The sequence below is a fragment of the Haliscomenobacter sp. genome (genome assembly GCF_041740695.1).
Taxonomy (GTDB): domain Bacteria; phylum Bacteroidota; class Bacteroidia; order Chitinophagales; family Saprospiraceae; genus Haliscomenobacter.
Genome location: NZ_JBGSLK010000113.1, coordinates 71816 through 95007 on the forward strand (window position 1 = coordinate 71816; position 23192 = coordinate 95007).

Consider the following 23192-nt stretch of genomic DNA (forward strand, 5'->3'; position numbering starts at 1 on the left):
ACCTCCTCAACTTTCTCAACCTTTCCCATGGATTGAATGAAATATCTTCGTCTGGTTGCCCAAAATCTTAGTGAAACCCTTCACTTCTTCCCCTGTCCAACCCTTGTTCATCTCGCCGTAATGACCGAAGGCGGAGTTCATCAGATCGTTGGGCGATTCAATACCCTGGAGTTCGAAGCGGTAAGGCATTAGTTTTACCCAAACCTTGCCTGACACGTACTCCTGGGTATCCAGCAAGAAGGTTTCGATGTTGCGCATCACTGGATCGAGGAATTGGGCTTCGTGCAGCATCATGCCGTACCAGTTGCCCATTTGGTCTTTCCAGTATTGTTGCCACTTGGTGAGGGTATGTTTTTCCAACAAATGGTGTGCCTTGATGATGATCAGTGGCGCAGCCGCTTCAAAACCTACCCGGCCTTTGATGCCAATGATGGTATCGCCTACGTGGATGTCCCGACCAATCGCATATGGTCCAGCCAATTTGCTCAGCGCTTGAATGGCCTCGGTAGGGTGCGCAAAAGTTTGACCATTGACGGCCTGCAATTCCCCTTTTTCAAACTGCAATTCCACTACGCTGGGCTCTTTTTCACTCAATTGAGTGGGGTAAGCTTCCTCTGGCAGTGCTTTTTGTGAAGTCAAGGTTTCGGCACCACCCACACTGGTTCCCCAAATGCCTTGGTTGATGGAATATTTGGCTTTTTCCCAGTTCCAGTTGAAGCCACCTTCGATCAGGTAATCGATCTCGGCCTGGCGCGAAAGTTGAAGGTCGCGAATGGGGGTGATGATTTCCAGGTTTTGCCCCAATACATTGAAAGCCAAATCAAAACGCACCTGGTCGTTTCCAGCTCCTGTACTGCCGTGGGCCACTGCACCCGCACCAATTTCCTGGGCGTATTTGGCAGTTTCGATAGCCTGGAACATCCGTTCGGCACTTACCGATAAGGGGTAAGTGTTATTGCGTAACACGTTGCCAAACACCATGTAGCGGATACACTGGTCGTAATAATCTTGCAGTGCATTGGCCACCCGGAAACTTTTAGCGCCCAAAGCCAGGGCGCGTTCTTCCATGGTTTTCAACTGCTCGGCACTAAAGCCCCCGGTATCTACGGTCAGGGCATGCACTTCCAATCCTTTGTCTCTGGTAAGGTGCAGGATACAAAACGAGGTGTCCAGCCCGCCACTGTAGGCTAGCACAACTTTATGATTAGACATTTGCAACAACAATTAGGTCAGATAAATCGTGTTTCATTTGCTCCAATTCGTTTTTGGAAGGCGCAAGCATGGCGGTACAAAGGCACATGCGGCGTTGGTTGCGCTCCAAAATATCGTAATTGGGGCAGCTTTTGCAGCCCGCCCAAAAGGCCTCTTCTTGAGTCAGTTCCGAAAAAGTGACTGGCTCATAGCCCAAGGAAGAGTTGATTTTCATCACAGCCAGGCTGGTTGTAATCCCAAAAATGCGGGCATCCGGGTATTTGTCGCGTGACAATCCGAAGATGCGCTCTTTGATGCGGGTAGCCAGCCCATAGCGGCGGAAATCGGGGGCAACGATCAAACCAGAATTGGCCACGTATTTGCCGTGACCCCAGGTTTCGATGTAGCAAAAGCCCGCAAAAGTATCCCCCTGCAAGGCGATCACTGCTTTACCCTCCTGAATTTTTTTCACGATGTACTCCGGCTTGCGTTCAGCAATACCAGTACCGCGGGCTTTGGCAGATTCACGCATTTCATTGCAGATGGCTTCTGCGTACTTTTCATGCTCGGGTTGGGCTACCTCAACGATAAATTCCATTTCAGTCATTAATGGTTTTACAGGTCTTTAAGGCCTGGATTTGGGTGAACAAAACAAAAGAACACGCACAAATCTGTGTATTGAGGAGGTGATGATCTTTTGGTAAAAGTGTTGGTAACACCCCTGCAATTGACCATCAATCACTTTCAACTTGGCAGATACAATTTCTGGTAGTATTTGGTAGGGAAGTACATCCTACCCCGGTGGGTATAGAAAAACAGTTGCGCCCCCTAAGGGCGACGTACGAAACGACGACGGTAAGGCGTAAAGGTAATATGTAAAGTCAGTTCGTTCATTGTGAAAGCAAAAGTAGGAGTTCGCAACATGGAATGCAATTTCCAATGGCTTTTTTTTGATGGTTTTTGAAAAAATTAACCAAATACCACCTTTAGACGTACCCAATCAATGGAAGTAGCGGATTTTCGCTCGCTTTTTTCCCCTTGTTTGTGAAAAATGTTATCTTTAAAACTTCAAACGTGAATTTTTCTTTCTGACATACGCCTCAAAAACACTTGAGACCAACCCACCGGATGAATCTAACCCAACCGGTGGGATCTTTTTTTAGCAAAAGAACCAGTGCTTTATTTGAAGGTCAAATACCAATTCAGATGTTGTACCATTACCCTTTCCCTTCCCGTTTAAAATGGATGGCCAATGCCTTTAAAAAAGGGTATCAATTTGTAGATGAAGGGGGCCAATACATGGGGAAAATGGAATTCTCCACCTTTGGGCAAAAAATCCAGTCTGAATTAAATGGTGTGGTGGTCAATTTTTTCTTGCAAGGTCTCTTTATCCGCTCTGTGCTCATTACGAATGAAGACCAGGAACCAATCGGTACCATTCAATTAAAGATGTTTGGCAAATCCATCATTAACCTGAATAGTGGAGAAGTTTATCTGTGGAAACGCAAGAATATTTTTAATACCCGTTGGCAGCTCATCCATGATTTACCAGGTACCGACGACGATCCCATTTCGGTCAACTACCAATACATATATCGTTTCGTGCAGGAAAGTGGGGAAATAGAATTGTATGAAGAAACCAACCAAAGTGAGCTACTCACTTTGATTGGCTTCTTTTTAGGCATTTATTTTATTCGCCAGCGCAAAAAAAATGGATAACTATACTTCATTTTCATGCTGGTAAGTGGCGTATTTTTCTGGATCAAAACGATACAAATAAGGCGCTTTGTGGGCCCCTCCAGTTTTGCGTTCTTCCAAACGCTCCAAAAAGCCGTAACTCAATATTTTTTTCTGAAAATTTCGGCGATCTAGTTTGTTTTTTTCCAATCCAAGAATGGTTTCATACAATCTTTGTAATTCTATTAAGGTGAATTTTTCTGGCAATAAGTTGAAACCCAATGCTTCGTTATCAAATTGCTTGCGCAAGGCTTTTAAAGCTCTGGCAGCAATCTCATTGTGATCAAAAAGTAGTTCAGGGATTTCATTGACATCCCACCAGCGACACTCTTCCGTCATGTAATCCATTTTGGGCTCTACTAGCGAATATTCCACCAATGCATAGTAGCCGATGGAAACTGCTCTTTCTGGGAAAAAATTATGTTCAGTTGGCAAACCCAATCGAGCCATAATTTCTTTGCCGTTGTAACGGTTGTTTGCACCAAAGGTGTGGAACTGCTGAAGGAAAATCGAGTCTAACCCAGTTCTTTCTTTCAGGATGCGATAGGCAGCATCTTCGAGGTGTTCGGTTTTAAAAATCCAACCTCCCGGCAAACTCCAGGCGTCAGTACCTTTCGCCCTCAGCAAGAGCACTTTAAGTTGGTCATCGTGAAAGCCAAAAACCACACAATCTATGGATAATTCGCCCAGTGATCGATTAAACAACGCTTTGATTTCTCCTAGTACCGTAATTAATTCTTCCATTTGAAAAAAGTTAGAAAAAAAACTTAGTGTGATTTGGACACAAAGATAATTATTCTTATCATTGTGTCACAATCACACAATGGTGTGTTTTTGACGAATTCACTTGTGGGGCATTTTTAAGCGCTCCACCACCAACATTGCGATTACCTCTATGTAAATAAGCGTTTCTAATTTTGAGCAGGAAGCTCCAAGTCCGAACGTACGCTACTCAAGCAAAAATTCGTTCGGACTTGTCTTCCACTTTTTCATATTTGTCAAAATTAGGTAAAATTTATTTTTCTCTCCTTTTTTCTTTCTTTTCTACCCACAAAACTTTCCATCACATATCTTGTTTCAGTCCCGAAATTGATTTTACGTCATTGCATCCGCATAAGTAGTGGGGCAAAAATAAGTGCTCATTTTTCTTGAGCCAAAGGATTAGCTAAGACACTTTAAATTAAGCGTTTACTCATCTAATCCTTTGTCAAAACGAGTACTTATTTTTTTATCGCCCTAATTCTTTAATTTTGCTGGATGAATACTCGCTTTTGATGAAGAAGCCAAACCAAACTGCCATGTTGACCCCAACCGAGGATGATCCCACCGCGGAAGAACGCAAACGTGATCACATTCAACTGGCTTTCAACTCACAAGTAAAGTCAGAAGAACTGGATCAGCGTTTTTACTATGAGCCGCTGCAAAGTCCGCATCCTCAGCCAGGTTCTTGGACTCCTTTTTCTTTTTTAGGCCATACCTTCAAAGCACCACTTTGGGTGTCCAGTATGACGGGAGGGACAGCCATGGCGCGAACCATCAATCAAAATCTGGCTCGAGCCTGTGGCGAATTTGGCATGGGTATGGGTTTGGGCTCTTGTCGCTCGCTCTTGTACAGTGACGATGTCTTGGCTGATTTCGCCGTAAAGCCCTTGATGAAAGACCAACCACTTTTTGCCAATTTGGGGATCGCACAATTGGAACAACTCATTGAACGCAACGAATTGTACCGCATCAATGTAATGCTTGATAAACTTGATGCAGATGGTCTGATCATCCACGTCAATCCCTTCCAAGAATGGCTTCAGCCGGAGGGAGACCGTTTTCAGCAGGCGCCGCTAATCACCATAGAAAAAGTCTTGGAGTATCTTGAGGTACCCCTTATCGTCAAAGAAGTAGGGCAAGGTATGGGGCCGGATAGTTTAAAAGCTTTATTGCAGCTGCCTTTAGCTGCAATCGATTTTGCAGCAGCAGGCGGCACCAATTTTGCCAAATTGGAATTGCTGCGTGACTCGGAAGCCAAACAACTAATTTATGGACAATTGGCCAAAGTAGGCCATAGCGCGACAGAAATGGTAGGATTTGTCAATCAATTGCTCCAAGAATTGGGCGATAAAGTACAATGCCCGGCAGTAATTGTTTCAGGTGGGGTGCAAAACTTTTTGGACGGCTATCACCTCATTAAAAAATTGCACTTCCCCGCCATTTATGGGCAAGCCTCTGGTTTTTTGAAACACGCACAGGGCGAATACGAGCCCCTTCGTGCCTACATCGCCACACAAATTGAAGGTTTGGAACTGGCACAAGCATTTTTAAAGGTCAGATAACACAAGAATGCACGAAAAATCAATATCGGGACTCCATAAGCTGAGCAAAGCAGAAAAAATAAATTGGCTGGCCAAAAACTTTTCAGCCGATGAGGGGACTACCACGGAGTCGCTCCACAGTTTTTGGCATGAAGACGCCGAGATACAGCGCATCCTGGACGGATTCAGTGAAAATACCTTGAGCAATTTTGTCTTTCCCTACGGTATTGCTCCCAATTTTTTAGTGGATGGCCAAATGTACGCTGTGCCGATGGTCATCGAAGAAAGTTCGGTGGTGGCCGCCGCCGCCAGTGCTGCCAAATTTTGGTTGCCCAAAGGTGGCTTCAAAACAACCGTGTTAGGCACCACTAAATTGGGTCAATTGCACTTCAGTTGGAAAGGCCACAGCGCAAAACTGGAGGCATTAATGCCTGAACTCTGCCGTACCCTGCTCAGCGATGTGCAGCACATCACCAGCAATATGGAAAAACGAGGTGGTGGCATTTCATCGATTGAGTTGCAGAACATGTGCCATCTGGAAGCGGATTATTACCAGTTGAAGGTAGGTTTTGAAACCTGCGATTCGATGGGTGCCAATTTTATCAACTCGGTATTGGAAGAGTTTGGCCGCAGCTTACAGCATTTCATCAGCGCTCAACCAAGTTTCAGTGCAAGCGAACGCGAGGTAGAGGTCATCATGGCCATTTTGTCCAACTATACACCGAATTGTATCGTACGCGCCGAAGTGAGTTGCCCAGTAGAGCAACTGGACGATGCTTGTATCAATTTGGATGGGCTGGGCTTTGCCGAAAAATTTGCGAAAGCAGTACGCATTGCCGAGATTGACCCTTACCGCGCCACCACCCACAACAAAGGCATCTACAATGGTGTGGATGCCGTCGTCATTGCTACTGGCAATGATTTCAGGGCAACCGAAGCCTGCGGCCATACCTACGCTGCCCGCGATGGGCAATACCGGAGTTTGAGCCATTGTCGGGTTGAAAACGGAATTTTTAAATTTTGGCTGGATTTGCCCATTGCGCTTGGCACTGTAGGTGGTTTGACCAAATTACACCCTCTGGCTAATTTATCCCTTGAAATTCTGGGGCAGCCCTCCGCACCTGAATTGATGTCGATCATAGCGGCCACTGGCCTGGCACAAAACTTTGCAGCCGTACGATCCCTCGTAACTACAGGCATTCAAAAAGGGCACATGAAAATGCACTTGATGAACATCCTCAACCATTTGGGTGGCGATGCCGATGCTTGTAAGGCCGCAGCGGAGTACTTTCAGGATCGGGTGGTTTCTTTCTCGGCAGTGCGAGAGTTTTTGGATCGACGGGAAGAGGGAAAAACCAAACCCGCTGTGAACGCAATGTAAATGCCCATGTCGCCATTCCAAGAAGAAACATACCATACGCAAGGCAAATTGTTGCTGACCGGAGAGTACTTTGTATTAGACGGGGCCATGGCACTGGCATTGCCGACTCGTTTGGGGCAGCATTTTAAGCTTGAGCATGGAAAATCGGGCGTACTGAGTTGGCAGAGTTATGATGCCGATGGTACTTGTTGGTTTAATACCACTTTGGAAATTCCCAACTTAAAGATTTTATCGGGCGAACCTTCCGAAGCTACCCAACGGCTTATCCAAGTATTGGAGCAGGCATTTTTATTGTCGGAAATCCCCCTGAACAGCTTGGCGGGTTGTGCGATTACGACCCAGCTGGATTTTTCTCGGCATTGGGGCTTAGGAAGTAGTTCTACCCTCATCAGTTTTGTGGCACATTTGGCACAAGTGAATCCATATGTTTTACTCGCCGCTACCTTTGGGGGTTCTGGTTATGATTTGGCGTGTGCCCTGGCCAAAGGGCCCATTATTTATCAAAATCAGGTTGCTCAACTAGTAGCTTTTCACCCATCTTTTGTCGACCAACTTTACTTTGTGTATTTAGGAAAAAAACAGAACAGCAGAGATGGTATTCTGCGGTACCGGGCGTTGGGTGAACAAGTAAAAGCCAGTTCAGGCCAAATCAATCAATTGACCTTGGACGTGATAGCCTGCACTTCGCTCTCTGAATTTGAAGAGCTGATGCTTCGACATGAAATGATTGTAAGCTCAATACTGGACTTACCCCGTGCACAAGACCTTTATTTTTCGGATTATTGGGGGCAGGTAAAGTCTTTGGGAGCCTGGGGGGGAGATTTTGTGCTGGTGACCAGTGATCGGGACGCAACAAGTACAAAAAACTATTTTCAGCAAAAGGGATTTGAGGTAATCCTTAGTTATGGGAAGATGATCCTTTGATTTTATTTAGAAACAATCTAAACAAACTATATCTTTACACCGTTTTGTAAAGAAATACGCCAAACAATGCCAACCACCTGGTACGACGCCAACGTCATCAACATCCAAACTGCCAGCCCAAATACCCGCCGTTTTTGGGTAGAAATTCCCAATGTAGAAGCCTTTAGTTTCAAACCTGGTCAATTCGTGACCATGGATTTGCCCATTGGGGATAAACGCCTGCAACGTTGGCGGAGTTATTCCATTGCCAGCGCCCCGGCGGAAAGCAATCAATTGGAATTTTGTATTGTGCGCCTGGACGGAGGCAAAGCCACCGAGTACTTGTTTGATGATGTGCAGGTTGGTTCTACCCTACGGTTTAAGGGCCCGGATGGTGGTTTTGTATTGCCCGAAACCATCGATCACGACATGGTGATGGTCTGCACGGGTACAGGTGTTGCCCCTTTCCGCAGCATGTTGCAACACATTCAGCAAGAAAACATTCCCCACCGCAAGTTGCACCTGATTTTTGGCACCCGCCATGTGGAAGGGATTCTCTATCAGCAGGAATTCATTGAGTTGCAAAAACTCTTGCCCAATTTCCGCTTCTCCGTTGCCCTTTCGCGCGAACCGGGACTTGATCCTACGCAATTTCCCTTTGAAGTACAATCTGGCTACGTCCATTCTTTTTACCTAAATGAATACGCCACACTACGTTCCGATGTAAAATTTTACCTTTGTGGTTGGCAGAATATGGTGGACGAAGCCGTCCTCAACCTGTTCGACAAAATCGGCTACGACAAGCGCCAAATCATCACCGAACTCTATGGCTAAAGGTGATAAGTAAAAATGTGAGGTGTGAGTGTGAAAAAGTGGGTGTGTTTGTCCGTTGCCTCCAAAATTCTTGCATAAATTCCGCCAACCCATGGATTTATCCGTGGGAGGCAACCATACAAAACCACCCCATGGCTTTAGCCGTGGGAACAGCATGGCTCTAGCCGTGGGAATCCCATGGCATATGTCGTGGAACATACCAGCATCTATGAAACTCGTCTCCTACAACCTCAATGGCATCCGCTCCGCCCTCACCAAGGGTTGGGCCGACTGGGTGCGCGAACACCAATTCGACATCATCTGTGTGCAAGAAACCAAAGCCAATCCAGATCAAGTCGACCTCTCCCCTATTGTCGATTTAGGGTACTACACCTATTGGCATTCTGCCCAGAAAAAAGGCTACAGTGGAGTCGCCACCTTCAGCAAACGCGAACCCGATCTGGTGGAGGTTGGCTGTGGCATGTCCAAATACGATGACGAAGGCCGAATCCTCCGCAGCGACTTCGGAGATCTAACTGTCCTCAACTGTTATTTTCCCTCCGGCACCACTGGCGATATACGCCAGGATTTCAAGATGATTTTCCTGGATGATTTTTTCCGTTGGGCGCATGAATTGCAACAAGAGCGCAAAAAACTCATCATCGTGGGCGACTACAACATTGCCCACACCGAACGCGACATCCACGACCCCAAAGGCAACAAAAACTCCTCGGGCTTTTTGCCAGCTGAACGTGCATGGCTCAGCAAGTGGTTCGACAGCGGGTTTACGGATGCCTTCCGTTTTTTGAATCCCGACAAAGTGGAATACAGCTGGTGGAGCTACCGCGCTGGTGCCCGCAAAAACAACAAGGGCTGGCGGATCGACTACCAATCGGTGAGCAACAACCTGCTTGACCACTTGCACTCCGCCCACCAAATGAATGAAGCCGAGCACTCCGACCATTGTCCGGTGCTGGTAGAATTCGACAACCTGTAATAAGTAATCTTTGCTAATCGCAATCGATGGGGGCCAAATCGGGCTCTACCCACAAGGCTCTGGCCTGGGTAGAGAACAACAGGTCTTTAGAGTAAAACCTGAACATGATTTCCTGTGCCGCATAAGGGCTATTCAAAAATACCGTGCAAGATTCAGCCAAAGAAAGGCCCGCACATTTTTTTTGCACAAAAGCTTTCAACAGTTTGGCCCACAGTTGGGTGACCGTTTCATGGTAACCCCGCTCGTGGGTGTTTTTGCCCCCGGTGGCTATATTGTAGGTGATGATGCCGGAGCGCAGGTAATAAATGGCTTGTTCGAGTGGAAAATGATAGGCGAAATAGGTACCGACAATCAGGTGCGCCTGGTGGGTCCAGCGTTCGGCAGGTAGGCTGTGGTTTTGGAATCCGGCAACAAGTTCTTCAATCTCGGTTGGAGATACCGCAATAGTGGTAGAAGTGTCCATTTGTTTGCAACTTAATTAGTGATGAAAGCGAATTACCCAAAGCGACATTCTTTTTCACAAAGAAAACACAAAGGGGCACAAAGAACACAAAGCGAAGCGTCGTCTACGTCTAACTTTGTGTTCTTTGTGCCCCTTTGTGTTTTCTTTGTGCTAATAAAATGTCACTTTTGTGATCCAATTGAGTTCTATCAATTGTGATACACCTCAAAAAGTTCCATCCATCACACATTAATTACTTCCAGCCTTCAATTCAGTAGCCTTACGAGGCAATTTTTCATCCCGCATCGCAGTATGCAATACAAAAGAAGCAATCACGGTAGCAGCCTGCTTCAGGTCATCTGCAACGAGGTGATCCCAGTTGTCCATATTGGAGTGGTGAGTGCGGGTGGAATAAGCCACTGGCTCCTGAATGAACTGGAAGCCAGGGATACCCGCCGCATCAAAAGACTGGTGGTCGGTGCCGCCTGTGTTTTGCATGGTCAAGGTAGTAGCGCCCAGATCTTTGAATGGATCTAACCAGGCCCGAAAGATTGGCATTACCCCTGGATTGCCTTGTAGGTAAACCCCACGCACTTTTCCGGTGCCGTTGTCCAGGTTGAAATAACCCGATATTTTGCTTTGTTCGGCCTCTTTGAGGCTTTGAATGGTACCTTCGGGGCTGGTATTGGCATAGTGGTCTTTTACATAACCTCTTGAACCAAGCAGACCTTGCTCTTCGCCTGTCCACAGTGCCAGGCGAATGGTCCGGCGAGGTTTGATCCCGGTTTCTTTGATGGTTTCCAGAATGATCCGGGAAGCCTCCATCATCACCGCAGAGCCTGCACCGTTGTCGGTAGCACCCGTACCCGTGTGCCAGGAATCAAAGTGGGCACCCAGCATCACCACTTCATCTTTGAGGTCAGAACCAGGAATCTCGGCAATGATGTTGTGCTCCATCCCGTCGGGGTTGGTATAGGTGGCCTTCAATTCCATCGACAAAGTCACTGGAATGCCCTTTTGCATCAGGCGGAAAATGCGGTTGTAATGCTCAACCGACATGGTGGCCTGAGGAATTACCTTGGCTTTGGGGTCTTGTACCCGGCCTTCATCTGCGCGTGCACCGGAAACAAACACAGTACCCAAATCACCTTTGAAGCCACGATCGATCACTGCCAACGGATCTTCTGCAACGATGAATTTGAACAACTTTTGGTTGAAAGAAAAACCACCCAAGCGGTTAAAATCGCGGTCGGGGCGGCGACCTGGAGCTGGGGCATTAGCCATGTTCAGCAGGTCTTCAGCTACCAAACGTTTGGCTGGTGCATCAAACCATTCATTGATGGTGCGGATGGTGTCCAGGAATACGAATTTTCCCTTCAGTTTGCCCTTGTACTTTTCGAGGTCGGCTTCGTCGTCGGCTTGCAAATAAATTACCTCGCCACTTACGAGTCCCTTGGTGCTGGGCGACCAGGCTTTGGGATAAGCAATGATCGGGAAATAGCTAGGCGCAGTGGCGTGCATTTCGAAATGGGAGAACTCCCAACCCCGGCCAAATGGGCCCCAGGCTTCGAGGTGTACATTGCTCATGCCCCAATCTTTGAGCGTTTTTTGTGCCCAATCCGTGGCTTTGTCCAGCATCGGAGAACCCGTCAAACGTGGTCCATATACATCACAAACCCAGGAGGCAATGTCCATCACCTGGCTTTTTTCCATACCATGCTTGCGAATGGCGGTGTTGAGGGTTGGATTGGGCGCATCCTGTGCCAGGAGGCTGAAACTGGTTGCAATGACCAATAACAACAGTAAGGAGAGCTTTTTCATAATCATACTCCGGTTTTAAATGGTGATGCCCCCGATCACTCACGCCATTGGGGGCATTGTAAAAATTAGATTTAATGCTGTAAAATAAAATAAGTCTGGAAGTAAAATCCAATTTGTAGACTAAAGGGGGTAAAATAGATTCGGAGGTAGGCTAAATTAGTGTCAGCGGTAATTTTGTTTCCATTTGTCCCAAATTTCACCATTCTTTAACCTGAATTTTAATAAAATGTCCGGGATAAAGTCGTTTTTTTACAAAAATACCCACCATGACGCCACTGCCTTTTTTGCTCAATGACATTGAACTACTGCTACACCAAATGTCCAACCAGAATTTGCAAGAAGACGTTGCTGCCATCCTTGCCACAGAGCGAGAATTTGGAGCGGAAGCTTATGGTCCCGGGTTTGTAAATTACCTACATATTTACGATCGTCCCGAGTCCTTGGGCTTAATGCCTTACGAAAATGTGCGGGTGGGAGACATCAAAGCATTGTTTACCGCCGTAAAAAACCTTTGGCCCGAGGATACTCAATACCTCGAATTGGACGACTATTATTGGGATGCACTCACCATTTATCGCCAAAGCAAAGAACTCAGCCGTCGGAAGTTTCCAGCTTTTTTCCGCGGATTGTTCATGCGCGATGAAACCTATACCGAACGTGATCCAGAACAACAATTCCTTACTCGCCGGACTCGTGTGCTGAATCGTTTGGTCCCTTACCTGGCGGATCACTTGTTCAATGAAAATACGCCCTTGATCAGTATGTTTAGTTTGAGTGACGACAACAATGAAAATACCGCATTTGCGCCTTATGTGTTTTATGGGCAACAGTTGGTGGTCTTGGTGGGGAAAAAGTGGATTTTGTAGATGCTATTCCGCCTTGTAGCTTTTACTGCCTGGTTTGTTTTTTCTGATTTGACTAATCTTTTGATTGTTCTGATGATATTTGTTTATTTTTCCTGCAAAACAAACCAACACTACAGAAAGTACAAGCACTATGTTTCTCGAACCACATTTCAAAGGGCACCGCAGCGGTTGGATTGAAGTCATTTGCGGCTCCATGTTTTCCGGAAAAACCGAAGAATTGATCCGCCGTTTGCGCAGGGCAAAAATTGCCAACCAACAAGTAGAAATTTTTAAACCCAAAGTAGATACCCGCTACGATGAATCAAAAGTGGTTTCACACGATGCCAATTCGATTCATTCCACGCCCATTGAACATTCGGATCAGTTGTTGGCCTTGTCGGAAAGGGTAAGTGTAGTAGGGATTGATGAAGCGCAATTTTTCGACATGGACTTGCCCCGCAATTGTGAAAAGCTGGCTATGCGTGGCATCCGGGTGATCGCGGCAGGCCTGGACATGGACTTCCGGGGAATGCCCTTTGGTCCAGTGCCGGATTTGTTGGCCATTGCAGAATACATCACCAAAGTACACGCCATTTGCCCCCATTGTGGCAACCTGGCTACGCACTCGTATCGCTTGTCAGAAGAGGAAGCGACGGTGGTGCTGGGAGAAAAAAATGTTTATGAGCCAAGGTGCCGGACTTGTTATCATTTGGGGAAGGTGATTTGAAAGGATGTGTTGCACCAGCACTTGACTCATCCCATTTTTTAGGCCACCAAAGCCAGGCCCCTTTCAATCAATTTTTCTAATTCTGCCATTTCCTGCGCAGTCGGCATGACTAGTGGCGCTCTGACCTTGCCCGCACTACGCCCTACAATTTGCGCTCCCGCCTTGATCAAACTCACTGCATAACCGTTCTTCTTATTCCGCAATTGTACAAAGGGAATGAAAAAAACTTGCAGGATTTTTTCCACCATCGCATTGTCTCCCGCGCGCAGACTTTTGTAAAAATGATTGGCCAGTTCGGGTACAAAATTGAACACTGCTGAGGAATAAGTATTCACCCCAACCGATAAATACGCCTCTGAAATGATCTCCGCCGTTGGTGCGCCACCGATGTAGGACAAGCGATCGCCCACCGTGCGGATGATCATGTTCAAATCCTGCATGTTGCTGGTGCCATCTTTGAGGCCGATCAGGTTGGGGCAGGCTTCGGCTAGTCGAGCAACGTGCTCGGCTTGCAGGACGCCATTGCCCCGATTGTAATAGATGACGGGCAAACTCGTTTGCTCCATGATTGCTGTGGCGTACTGCACCACTCCATCGGCTGGGCATTCCGTAAGGTAAGGGGGAAAGAGCAACAGGGCATCGATGCCTGCTTTTTCGGCCATTTTTGCACAAGCCACCGCGTCGGTGATGCTGCGTCCGGCCCCAGCAATGACTGGGGTTGCACCTTGTATTGTATCTGCGGCTACTTCGACCAACTCTTGATATTCGGCATTGGATAGGGAAAAAAATTCTCCCGTGCCGCCCGCTACAAATACGCTGGAAACGCCGTGCGAGACGAACCAGCTCAGCCTTTCGGCGTAGCTATCGGCTTTGAAGGCTCCTTGTTCATCCATATCGGTGATGGGGAAGGACAAGAGGCCGTCTTCCAGGGCCGATTTAATTTTATCCAGAGAAAGTGCCATGTGTTTTTGAACTTGTTGAATAAATAGAACGAGTGTTTTTTCTTTCTTCGCCACCTAAGAAACCTTAGGCACCTTAGTTATCACCTAAGGGTGGCCGTACAGCCTAAATTTATGGTTGCAGTTCGAAAAATCACTTTACGTCAATGGCCCCGGGTTGAACAAGACCAACTCATTGTGTATCCCCAATTTATCGCACGCCACCTGGGTGCGGCCACTCGCCACTTCCAAAATCAGGTGGAATAGTTCCCAGCCCATTTCTTCAATGCTTTTTTCACCAAAAGCAATCGGCCCTGCATCAAAATCAATCAAATCAAACCAACGATTGCCCAGCTTGGAATTGGAACTTACCTTGATGACCGGCACCATCGACAATCCGTATGGCGTACCCCGCCCGGTGATGAACACGTGCACGTTCATCCCGGCGGCCAGTTGCAAGGTACCACAAACAAAGTCACTGGCCGGAGTAGCGACAAAATTAAGGCCCTTGCGGCGGATTTTTTCGCCCGGTTTTAATACATCGACAATGGGGCTACGGCCCGATTTGGCAATCGACCCGAGCGCTTTTTCCACCACATTGCTCAGTCCACCCAGTTTGTTTCCTGGCGTGGGATTGGCGCTGCGATCGGCCTGCCCCAGGGTTAGGTATTCATCGTACCAGCGCATTTCTTCTAGCAGGGCTTTTGCCACATCGGCATCGATGGCACGGGCAGCCAGGAGATGGCAGGCGTCGCGCACTTCGGTCACTTCCGAGAACATAACCGTCCCACCAGCACGTACAATCAGATCAGCGGCAAATCCGGAGGCGGGATTGCCCGTCAGACCCGAAAAGGCGTCGCTGCCGCCGCATTGCATGCCCACCACCAGATCGGAGGCAGGACAGGTTTCCCGTTGGCGACGGTTCAGTTTTTGCAAATGGGCTTCGGCCATTTCCATGATGCCAGCTACCATGCCCGCAAACCCCTGAAAAGCTTCGTCTTGCAGGTACAGGATGTGCCCTTGACCAGAATCGCTGGTTTCAGCCATTAATCGTTCCGGGCGCAACTTCTCGCAGCCCAGCCCAATCATCATCACTTCGCCGCCAAAATTGGGATTGTGGATGATGTTTTGCAAGGTTCGAATGGGCACCATCGCGGCCGGAGCATCAATGGCAATGCCGCAACCGTAACTGTGATTGAGCGCAACCACATCATCTACATTGGGGTATTTGGGCAGCAATTCCTGGCGAATTTTTTTCTCAACGTACTGAGCCAGGCCACCCACACATTGTACACTGGTGGCAATGGCGAGTACGTTTTTGGTGCCCACACTGCCATCGGGATTTTTAAACCCTTGAAAGGTGTAGCCCTCCAAAGGTTCTGGAATGGATTTGGGGCTGATATCGAGAGAAATATCTTCAAGCCGGGGGGCTTCTGGGAGCAACATCCGGGTATGGTCTACCCATTCGCCGGCCTGGATTAAGGCGCTGGCTAGTCCAATGGTTTCACCATAGCGGATGATGGCTGCGCCCGTCGGAATATCATTCAAGGCAATTTTGTGGCCCATCGGGATGTGCTGGCGCGCTACAAGCCCTTTTTCAAGCGTCGTTCCTTCTGGGATGCCTTCCAAATTGGGCACGATCCCCACATTGTCCAGGGGCGTAGTTTGAATGATGGTCTGAATGGTTGCGCTCATACTCGTAGGTTAAACCATGGGAAACAGGCGCGCCAGAATCATCACCGAAATCAAACCAGCAAAACCCATCACTGTGAGTAGGTAAGAAAAATGCTGGATGCTTTCTTTGTTGGTCATGCCACTCATTTTGGAGATGATCCAAAAGCCACTGTCGTTCATCCAGGGGAAAATTTTGGAACCACAACCGATGACGATCGCCAAATAAACTGGGTGAAAGGGGTAGGCATTTTCACCTCCAAACCCGTTGACAATCCCAATGGTGGTCACCATCGCCACGGTGGCCGAGCCTTGCGCCGTGCGAATTGCTGCCGTGAGGAAAAAAGCCAGGGGTAAAATGGCAGATTGAGCGCTCCCCGTAAAATCGGTAATGCGCATGCCAATATTGGTTTGTTGCAACATTTGGCCAAAGGCACCACCAGCACAAGTGATCAAAATGATCATCCCGGCACTCATCAGCGACTCCTGAATTTGTTGGTTGAACAACTCCACATTTTTCAGCCTGCTCCACAACAAATACATGGCAATCAGGGCAGCGATGAATAAGGCAATATTGCTGTCTCCTACAATATTCAAAAGTTTAACCAATTGCAATTGAAACGCAGTTAAGCCGTCTAGATTGGAGTCCAGGAACATCTCCAAAAATGAATTTCCGGTAATCAGCAAAATTGGCAATACAATCGGGAGCAAAGACAACCAGAGGGAAGGTAAATCTTCCTGTTTTTTATCGGCAATTTCCTTCAGCTCTTCGATGCTGATGTCGGGGGTATCGCGCATCGGCAAATCCCATTTGTGATTGGCCCAAAGGGCATATAAATACCCTGCGAAGCTGGTGATGATCCCAAAAATGATCCCCACCACCATCATCAAACCCAGGTCAATGCCCATTTCTTTGGCTACAAACAGAGGCCCCGGAGTGGGTGGCACCAGGGAATGCGCCATTACGCCCCCCGCAATCACCACCATCAGGTAAAGGCTGTACTTGCGCGGGTTGCGGATGCTCAGGGATTTGACCAGTGGAATCATGAGGTAAAAAACAGTATCAAAAAATACCGGAATGGCCAGGGTGAAACTTCCCGTTAAAAAGGCCAACGAGGTGTTTTTTTTGCCAACTACATTCAACAAGCTGCGGATGATGCGCTCCGCTCCCCCACTGCGTATCAGCGCTACCCCAATGATGGATCCCAAAGCAATTAAAATGCTAATTTTTCCGGCGGTACTGCCAAAGGCATCGGCCAGGCGCTCACCCAGAGCTTGGCTGGCCAGTGCTTCAGCTTTTTCGGGCGATAACCCTTTGTTGATGGCAAAGTTGTAGATGTGTTCCTTAGCCGTCAACAAACTGGTCACTATCGCAGCCAACAAAAGAGCAACTACTGCATTGAGGCGCAGTGCAATGATGCAAAACAAAACCAGTCCAATGCCGAGGAGTACAATAATGATTGGATCCATGTGTAGGTTTTAGGCGATAGCTGATGAGATGGAATTTCCAATAAAAAAACTACCTTCTCACAAGTAGTGGAAATTTTATTTTATCAAAACTACAATTTACTTGTGCAAAGTTGGGAATACTAAGATCAGATTGATGATGCCTCCATTCATTTTTTTACGCAATCGTTATCGGGAACGTTCCCATGTGGAGAGATTGAAGCATAAAAAAAGGCCAACATGAAACCATGTTGACCCTTCACAATATTAAGCGTGCTAAAAGAAAAGATATAAGTTCTACAATTTATTTCTCTGCCGTTTCCGTTTTGCCCATCAGGCCCACGGACTCGATCATGCGGATCATTTCAGCGCGATACCCTTCGGTGTCTTTGCCACGGGCACCAGCGGCCAGTTTTTTACACTGCTCATAGTTTGCGTCTCCTTTGAATTCGGATTTGCGCAGCAGCATGCCAAAGGTGGCCACTGCAGCCGACCAACGGAAGTTATCACTCGATTTGTCCAGGTTGGTTTTTTTGTCCATCACCACTTCTTCCATCAATTGGCTGTTGTCGGCCTCGGGAGCTTTGTAGCGGAATTTTACGGTTAATAGTTCATTCGAGCGGTTGGCCGTTGGCGTCAGGTCGCGTTGTTGGTACTTGAGGTCTTTGTCGGCAGCCAGGAATTTGCTTTCGATGCCTACGGGGATGATTTCGTAAAGGGCTGTAACGCTATGGCCTGCACCCAATTCACCCGCGTCTTTTTGATCATCGTCAAAATCTGCGTTGTTCAGCACCCGGTTTTCGTAGCCGATCAGGCGGTAACCTTGTACCACGGCCGGGTTGAATTCCAGTTGCAACTTGACGTCTTTAGCGATGGTGTACATGGTGCCTCCGAATTCGCTCACGAGTACACGGCGGGCCTCATCCAGGTTGTCGATGTAAGCGTGGTTGCCGTTGCCACTATCGGCCAGTTTTTGCAATTTATTGTCCTTGTAGTTGCCCATGCCGTAACCCAACACGGTCAGGTACACGCCACTTTTGCGTTCTTCTTCCACGATGCGCACCAGCTCGCCATCGCTACTTACTCCTACGTTGAAGTCCCCGTCGGAGGCTAGGATCACGCGGTTGTTGCCACCTTTGATGAAATGTTCTTTGGCAGTTTGGTAAGCCAAACGGATGCCTTCGCCACCTGCAGTAGAACCGCCAGCTTCAAGTTTGTCGATGGCTTCTTTGATTTTGGTTTTGTTGTTGCCCGTAGTGGATTCCAATACCAGACCAGCTGCGCCAGCGTAGACTACGATTGCTACGCGGTCTTGTGGACGCAATTGTTCAGCCAGGAGTTTGAAGGAAGTCTGTACCAGGGGGAGTTTATTGGCGGCATTCATACTGCCAGATACGTCGATCAGGAAAACCAGGTTGGCCGCAGGTAAATTTTCAGCCGGGGTATGTTTGCCTTGCAAACCGATGTGTACCAGGCGATGCTTAGGCTGCCAAGGGCAATCGCTCACTTCGGTGGTGATTGAGAATGGGTGTTTGCCTGTAGGCTCTGGATATTCGTAATCAAAATAATTGATCATTTCCTCGATGCGCACCACATCTTCTGGTGGGCGCTGACCATTGTTAATGAAACGGCGCAAATTGCTGTAGCTAGCTGCGTCCACATCAATAGAAAAAGTCGATTGAGGCTCCTGGGTAGCGCGGTGGAAGCGGTTTTCTTGAATGCGGTCGTAATCTTCGGTGTTGAAGTTGGGTTGGGGGGCACTCATTTTATGGGTATAGCCCACGATGCCTGGGGAGGCCATACTCATTTCTTTTTTGGCTCTGGATAATATGGGCTTTTCTTGTTCCCGCGATTTCCGATCTTCTGCGACTACCACCATTTCTTCTAGCCTTGTTTCACTTGCTTTCAACTTGACATTTACTGATTTGCCAGCGCAGGCTTTGGCTTCTTTAACCTCATAGCCGATGTAGCTGATTTCCAGTGTAGCGCAAGAATCGGGGCTATTTAATTTGAAAGAACCGTCAAGTTCGGTCGTTGCACCAGCCGCATGGCCTTTGAGCAATACCCTTACTCCGGGCAATCCTTGCCCGGTTTCATCGGTGACTTTACCTTTTAGTTCATAGGTTTTGTCGGTACCCCGGAAACTTACAAATCCAAGGAGTAGGACAGAGAGGGCAAGGAGAATGTTTTTTTTGAACATGGCTTTGTGATTTTTCTCTAGGATGCAGTCCTATATCGGAATGCATAAAAACTTTGAAAAAAATTTTCTTTCCCTAATTTTATCTTTTTTAACACACACTGATTCAACACATGAAACCAAATTACATCACCCGATTTACTCTTCTACTGGGATTACTCAGCCTGGGGTACAGTGCCGTGCAGGCACAAGAAACCGGAGCCAAAAAGGACACGAGCAAAGTGGCCGTTAAAAAGGACTCCAAAAAACCACTACCACTGGAGCCTGAGCGCAAAATCAAACTCCAGGTCAACGAAGGCACCTGGATGTCACTCGACGTTAGCCCGGATGGGCAAAGCATCGCTTTTGACCTCATGGGCGACATTTACAGCATCCCCATGGCGGGTGGCAAAGCCAAACAGCTGACCAATGGGATGGCTTACGACACCCACCCACGTTGGAGTCCCGATGGCAAAAAAATCGCCTTCACCTCCGACCGCAGTGGTTCCGAAAATGCCTGGTACATCGATTTTGAAAAACAGGACACCGTACAAGTGACCAAAGACAGTGACCAAAACTACCAATCGGTGGAATGGACGCCCGACGGCAATTACCTGATTGTGTCCAAAGGTGGTCGCAACCTCAAACTCTTCATGTTCCACAAAGACGGCGGTGGCGGCACCCAACTCATCAAAACGCCCGAAACCTTAAAATGCATCGAACAAGCCTTTGGCAAAGACAGTCGTTACATCTGGTTTTCGCGCCGTACCGGAGCCTGGAATTACAACGCCATTTTGCCCCAATACCAATTGGCTACTTATGATCGGGAAACCGGACAGTTGGAAACCCGCACCGAGCGCGTGGGCTCCGCCTTCACCCCTACCCTTTCCGCCGATGGCAAATGGCTGGTGTACGGCACCCGTTTCAACGAACAAACTGGTCTGGTGAAGCGCAACCTGCTCACTGGTGAAGAAGCCTGGCTCGCCTATCCGGTTCAGCGCGATGAGCAGGAATCGATAGCACCATTGGGGGTTTATCCGGCCATGTCTTTTACACCCGACTCGAAGTTTGTCATCGCTTCTTATGGTGGCAAAATTTGGAAATTGCCCATCGAGGGTGGGGATGCCACGAACATTCCTTTTGAAGTGGATGCAGAAATCGGCATGGGCCCGGCAGTAAAATTTGATTTCCCGATTTCGGACGAAAAAACGATGATCGCCAATCAAATCCGCGATCCAAAAATCTCGCCCGACGGCAAAAAACTGGCCTTTACCGTGCTCAATCGCTTGTATGTGATGGATTACCCAGCAGGAACTGCCCGTCGCTTGACCACGGCCAATGTCACCGAAGCTATGCCCGTATGGTCGCCCGATGGCAACAGCATTGCCTACGTCACCTGGGAAAACAAGGAAGGGCATATTTATAAGGTGAATGTAGCCAGCGGCACCCCTACCAAGCTGACCCGATCTGGAGCAATTTATTCCGATTTGGCCTGGGACGCCAAAACCAACCGCATTGTGTTCAACTACGGGCCTGCACAAGTATTTGAAGACGCTTATAGCCCCTTCTTTGCCGGTGCAGCCGCTAATTTGGGCTGGATCGCTGCCGATGGTGGCGAGATCACCCGCATTGAAAACGCCAACGGCCGGGGCAATCCTCACTTCGTAAAAGCTGATGAACGCATTTACCTGTTCAGTGGAACCAAAGGTCTGGTGTCCATTCGCTGGGACGGTACCGATGAAAAAGTACACCTTAAAGTGAGTGGCATCACAACTTTTCCGGCTGAAATGGGGCATACCCACTGCCTGATGGTAAACAGCGAAACAGAACCAACGCCCAAACCATCCGAAGCAGAAATGATTACCATGGCACCCGAAGGAGACCAAGCCCTGGTGCAAATCAACAATGAAATTTATGTAGTAACCGTCCCTAAAACCGGGGGTGAAGTGCCCAGTATTTCGGTGGCCAAAGCTGAAAGTGCTCAATTTCCCGCGCGCAAATTGACCACAATCGGCGGCCAATTCCCGCAGTGGACTGCCGACGCCAAACGGGTGAACTGGTCGATTGGCAACGCCTATTTCTCCTATGATTTGGCCCAGGCCAAAGTGGTTGAAGACCAACTAAAGGCAGAAAAGAAGGCTCAGGAGAAGGAAAAAGCCAAGGCTGAAGCGGAAGGTAAAAAGCCAGAAGAGAAAAAGGACGAAAAGAAAGAAGAAGACAAGTCCTACAAAGCCGGTGAAATTCGGGTGAAAGTGACCGTACCCCGCGATGTACCCACTGGCGTTGTCTTGTTGCGCAATGCCCGCATCATCACCATGAAAGGCACTGAGGTATTTGAAAAAGGGGACATCCTGATCGAAAACAACCGCATCAAATCGGTGGGTAAAGCGGGTTCCATCAAAGCTCCGGCAGGTGCCAAGGTGATGGACATGGCTGGCAAAACCATCGTTCCCGGCTTCGTTGATACCCACGCGCACATGTGGCCTTACTGGGGCTTGCACAAAAGCCAGGCCTGGATGTACAATGCCAACCTCGCTTACGGCGTAACCACCACGCGTGACCCACAAACCGCCACTACCGACGTACTCACCTACGGCGACATGGTGGAAAGTGGACAAATTCTGGGCCCACGGATTTATTCAACTGGCCCCGGAGTCGGCTTTTGGGCTTACCGCCTCGAAAGTATGGAGCAAACCCGCAACGTACTCAAACAATACTCTGAGTACTACAACACCAAGACCATCAAGATGTACCTGACCGGCAACCGCCAGCACCGCCAGTGGATCATCCAGGCGGCCAAAGAGCAGGGATTGATGCCGACTACGGAAGGTGGTTTGGATTTTAAACTCAATATGAGCCAATTGTTGGATGGCTACTCCGGACATGAGCACGCTTTCCCGATTTACCCCATTTACAAGGATGTGGTGAAGCTGGTAGCAGAATCCAAAATGGCGTATACACCTACTTTGTTGGTGGCTTACGGTGGCCCTTGGGCTGAAAACTACTACTACGCTACCGAAAATGTAGTGGGTGACAAAAAGCTCAATCACTTTACCCCAAAGGCAGAATTGGACGAAAAAGCGCGGCGTCGGCCAGGTTGGTTTTTGCCAGAGGAGCACATTTTCAGCCGCCATGCTGAGTTTGCCAAAGCGCTGGTGGAAGCTGGAGGCATTGCCGGGATTGGCTCACATGGTCAGCTGCAGGGTTTGGGTTACCACTGGGAGTTGTGGGCGGTACAGTCCGGGGGGATGAAAACCCACGATGCGCTGCGGGTAGCTACCATTCTTGGCGCGCAGGCGATTGGCTTGAGCAAAGACCTAGGCTCACTGGAAACCGGGAAACTGGCCGACTTGCTCATTTTGGACAAAAACCCGCTGGAGAATATCCGCAACACCAATACCATTAAGTACGTCATGAAAAATGGTCGCTTGTACGAAGGGGATACTTTGAATGAGGTCTATCCAAAGGTGCAGGCTGCTCCGGCACCGGAGTGGAATGCGGCACAGCCGATGGGGATTCCGGGGATGAAGTAAACATCGCGGTTTATTAAGACCACAGCGACATTTTTTTAGCACAAAGAAAAAAATAGAGGGCACAAAGGACTAAGTTTATTTTACCGGTCTTTTGCTCGGAGGACATGAATTGCCTCCAGCTTCAGCTGGTGGATAAGTAGTGGACTCTAGTTTTGGGCTTTAGCCCTAGCTTAAAGATTAAGGCTGGGGCTAAAGCCCAAAACAAAGGGTATCCTCGTATCCACCAGCTGAAGCTGGAGGCAATTCATGTCCTTCGCTTCCAGAATAC

General features: G+C 48.2%; 18 protein-coding genes. 9 read left to right on the forward strand and 9 right to left on the reverse strand.

Annotated features, from left to right (window positions below; all coding sequences use genetic code 11):
• Positions 1-15 precede the first annotated feature (15 nt).
• A complete protein-coding gene (locus tag ACEW9O_RS22680) occupies positions 16-1212 on the reverse strand; it encodes an argininosuccinate synthase (protein ID WP_373552496.1) in 1197 nt (398 codons plus the stop codon).
• Positions 1205-1789: a GNAT family N-acetyltransferase gene (locus ACEW9O_RS22685; RefSeq protein ID WP_373552497.1), complete on the reverse strand. Its 585-nt coding sequence runs from the start codon at positions 1787-1789 to the stop codon at positions 1205-1207. The genes ACEW9O_RS22680 and ACEW9O_RS22685 overlap by 8 nt, the downstream gene beginning before the upstream one ends.
• A 608-nt stretch (positions 1790-2397) precedes the next feature.
• On the opposite strand from ACEW9O_RS22685, the gene ACEW9O_RS22690 reads away from it, so the two are divergent.
• A complete protein-coding gene (locus tag ACEW9O_RS22690) occupies positions 2398-2910 on the forward strand; it encodes a hypothetical protein (protein ID WP_373552498.1) in 513 nt (170 codons plus the stop codon).
• On the opposite strand, the gene ACEW9O_RS22695 is transcribed toward ACEW9O_RS22690, so the two are convergent.
• Positions 2911-3672, reverse strand: a complete 762-nt coding sequence (locus ACEW9O_RS22695; protein ID WP_373552499.1) for an NUDIX domain-containing protein — start codon at positions 3670-3672, stop codon at positions 2911-2913.
• A gap of 554 nt (positions 3673-4226) precedes the next feature.
• Between ACEW9O_RS22695 and ACEW9O_RS22700 the strand changes: the two genes are divergently transcribed.
• The 5 genes from ACEW9O_RS22700 (at position 4227) to ACEW9O_RS22720 (ending at position 9325) form a co-directional block, all read left to right on the forward strand.
• Positions 4227-5252 carry an isopentenyl-diphosphate delta-isomerase gene (locus ACEW9O_RS22700; RefSeq protein ID WP_373552500.1) on the forward strand — a complete coding sequence of 342 codons (1026 nt, stop codon included), beginning with the start codon at positions 4227-4229 and terminating at the stop codon, positions 5250-5252.
• A gap of 7 nt (positions 5253-5259) precedes the next feature.
• Positions 5260-6612: a hydroxymethylglutaryl-CoA reductase gene (locus ACEW9O_RS22705; protein WP_373552501.1), complete on the forward strand. Its 1353-nt coding sequence runs from the start codon at positions 5260-5262 to the stop codon at positions 6610-6612.
• Between the two features lie 6 nt (positions 6613-6618).
• The gene (locus ACEW9O_RS22710) at positions 6619-7536 is read left to right on the forward strand and encodes a GYDIA family GHMP kinase (protein WP_373552502.1); all 918 of its coding nucleotides are present in this window, start codon (positions 6619-6621) and stop codon (positions 7534-7536) included.
• A 66-nt stretch (positions 7537-7602) separates the two neighbouring features.
• Positions 7603-8349 (forward strand): ferredoxin--NADP reductase, encoded by a 747-nt coding sequence (locus ACEW9O_RS22715; RefSeq protein ID WP_373552503.1) that lies wholly within the window; start codon positions 7603-7605, stop codon positions 8347-8349.
• A gap of 208 nt (positions 8350-8557) precedes the next feature.
• Complete coding sequence (locus tag ACEW9O_RS22720) at positions 8558-9325, forward strand: exodeoxyribonuclease III (RefSeq protein WP_373552504.1); 768 nt, start codon at positions 8558-8560, stop codon at positions 9323-9325.
• Between the two features lie 13 nt (positions 9326-9338).
• On the opposite strand, the gene ACEW9O_RS22725 is transcribed toward ACEW9O_RS22720, so the two are convergent.
• Both ACEW9O_RS22725 and ACEW9O_RS22730 read right to left on the reverse strand, forming a co-directional pair.
• Positions 9339-9788 (reverse strand): hypothetical protein, encoded by a 450-nt coding sequence (locus tag ACEW9O_RS22725; protein ID WP_373552505.1) that lies wholly within the window; start codon positions 9786-9788, stop codon positions 9339-9341.
• Between the two features lie 228 nt (positions 9789-10016).
• The gene (locus tag ACEW9O_RS22730) at positions 10017-11588 is read right to left on the reverse strand and encodes a M20/M25/M40 family metallo-hydrolase (RefSeq protein ID WP_373552506.1); all 1572 of its coding nucleotides are present in this window, start codon (positions 11586-11588) and stop codon (positions 10017-10019) included.
• A gap of 266 nt (positions 11589-11854) precedes the next feature.
• Between ACEW9O_RS22730 and ACEW9O_RS22735 the strand changes: the two genes are divergently transcribed.
• Positions 11855-12454, forward strand: coding sequence for a hypothetical protein (locus ACEW9O_RS22735; RefSeq protein WP_373552507.1), 600 nt, complete (start codon positions 11855-11857; stop codon positions 12452-12454).
• A gap of 130 nt (positions 12455-12584) precedes the next feature.
• The gene (locus tag ACEW9O_RS22740; RefSeq protein WP_373552508.1) at positions 12585-13160 is read left to right on the forward strand and encodes a thymidine kinase; all 576 of its coding nucleotides are present in this window, start codon (positions 12585-12587) and stop codon (positions 13158-13160) included.
• Positions 13161-13198: 38 nt separating this feature from the next.
• Here the strand turns inward: ACEW9O_RS22740 and kdgD are convergent, their stop codons facing one another.
• The 4 genes from kdgD to ACEW9O_RS22760 form a co-directional block, all read right to left on the reverse strand.
• Positions 13199-14122: a 5-dehydro-4-deoxyglucarate dehydratase gene (gene kdgD / locus ACEW9O_RS22745; RefSeq protein WP_373552509.1), complete on the reverse strand. Its 924-nt coding sequence runs from the start codon at positions 14120-14122 to the stop codon at positions 13199-13201.
• A 135-nt stretch (positions 14123-14257) separates the two neighbouring features.
• Entirely contained in the window at positions 14258-15793 is a 1536-nt protein-coding gene (gene garD, locus ACEW9O_RS22750) for a galactarate dehydratase (protein ID WP_373552510.1), read from the reverse strand.
• 9 nt (positions 15794-15802) lie between these two features.
• Positions 15803-17239 (reverse strand): GntP family permease, encoded by a 1437-nt coding sequence (locus tag ACEW9O_RS22755; RefSeq protein WP_373552511.1) that lies wholly within the window; start codon positions 17237-17239, stop codon positions 15803-15805.
• A 280-nt stretch (positions 17240-17519) separates the two neighbouring features.
• Positions 17520-19415: a von Willebrand factor type A domain-containing protein gene (locus tag ACEW9O_RS22760; RefSeq protein ID WP_373552512.1), complete on the reverse strand. Its 1896-nt coding sequence runs from the start codon at positions 19413-19415 to the stop codon at positions 17520-17522.
• A 110-nt stretch (positions 19416-19525) separates the two neighbouring features.
• Between ACEW9O_RS22760 and ACEW9O_RS22765 the strand changes: the two genes are divergently transcribed.
• On the forward strand, positions 19526-22924 hold the full coding sequence (locus ACEW9O_RS22765) for an amidohydrolase family protein (protein ID WP_373552513.1): 3399 nt from the start codon (positions 19526-19528) through the stop codon (positions 22922-22924).
• The last annotated feature ends 268 nt before the right edge of the window (positions 22925-23192 follow it).

Coding starts and splice junctions, on each gene's coding strand:
- ACEW9O_RS22680 (WP_373552496.1), bottom strand. CDS start 1,212: ATGTCTAATCATAAAGTTGTGCTAGCCTACAGTGGCGGGCTGGACACC.
- ACEW9O_RS22685 (WP_373552497.1), bottom strand. CDS start 1,789: ATGGAATTTATCGTTGAGGTAGCCCAACCCGAGCATGAAAAGTACGCA.
- ACEW9O_RS22690 (WP_373552498.1), top strand. CDS start 2,398: ATGTTGTACCATTACCCTTTCCCTTCCCGTTTAAAATGGATGGCCAAT.
- ACEW9O_RS22695 (WP_373552499.1), bottom strand. CDS start 3,672: ATGGAAGAATTAATTACGGTACTAGGAGAAATCAAAGCGTTGTTTAAT.
- ACEW9O_RS22700 (WP_373552500.1), top strand. CDS start 4,227: ATGTTGACCCCAACCGAGGATGATCCCACCGCGGAAGAACGCAAACGT.
- ACEW9O_RS22705 (WP_373552501.1), top strand. CDS start 5,260: ATGCACGAAAAATCAATATCGGGACTCCATAAGCTGAGCAAAGCAGAA.
- ACEW9O_RS22710 (WP_373552502.1), top strand. CDS start 6,619: ATGTCGCCATTCCAAGAAGAAACATACCATACGCAAGGCAAATTGTTG.
- ACEW9O_RS22715 (WP_373552503.1), top strand. CDS start 7,603: ATGCCAACCACCTGGTACGACGCCAACGTCATCAACATCCAAACTGCC.
- ACEW9O_RS22720 (WP_373552504.1), top strand. CDS start 8,558: ATGAAACTCGTCTCCTACAACCTCAATGGCATCCGCTCCGCCCTCACC.
- ACEW9O_RS22725 (WP_373552505.1), bottom strand. CDS start 9,788: ATGGACACTTCTACCACTATTGCGGTATCTCCAACCGAGATTGAAGAA.
- ACEW9O_RS22730 (WP_373552506.1), bottom strand. CDS start 11,588: ATGAAAAAGCTCTCCTTACTGTTGTTATTGGTCATTGCAACCAGTTTC.
- ACEW9O_RS22735 (WP_373552507.1), top strand. CDS start 11,855: ATGACGCCACTGCCTTTTTTGCTCAATGACATTGAACTACTGCTACAC.
- ACEW9O_RS22740 (WP_373552508.1), top strand. CDS start 12,585: ATGTTTCTCGAACCACATTTCAAAGGGCACCGCAGCGGTTGGATTGAA.
- kdgD (WP_373552509.1), bottom strand. CDS start 14,122: ATGGCACTTTCTCTGGATAAAATTAAATCGGCCCTGGAAGACGGCCTC.
- garD (WP_373552510.1), bottom strand. CDS start 15,793: ATGAGCGCAACCATTCAGACCATCATTCAAACTACGCCCCTGGACAAT.
- ACEW9O_RS22755 (WP_373552511.1), bottom strand. CDS start 17,239: ATGGATCCAATCATTATTGTACTCCTCGGCATTGGACTGGTTTTGTTT.
- ACEW9O_RS22760 (WP_373552512.1), bottom strand. CDS start 19,415: ATGTTCAAAAAAAACATTCTCCTTGCCCTCTCTGTCCTACTCCTTGGA.
- ACEW9O_RS22765 (WP_373552513.1), top strand. CDS start 19,526: ATGAAACCAAATTACATCACCCGATTTACTCTTCTACTGGGATTACTC.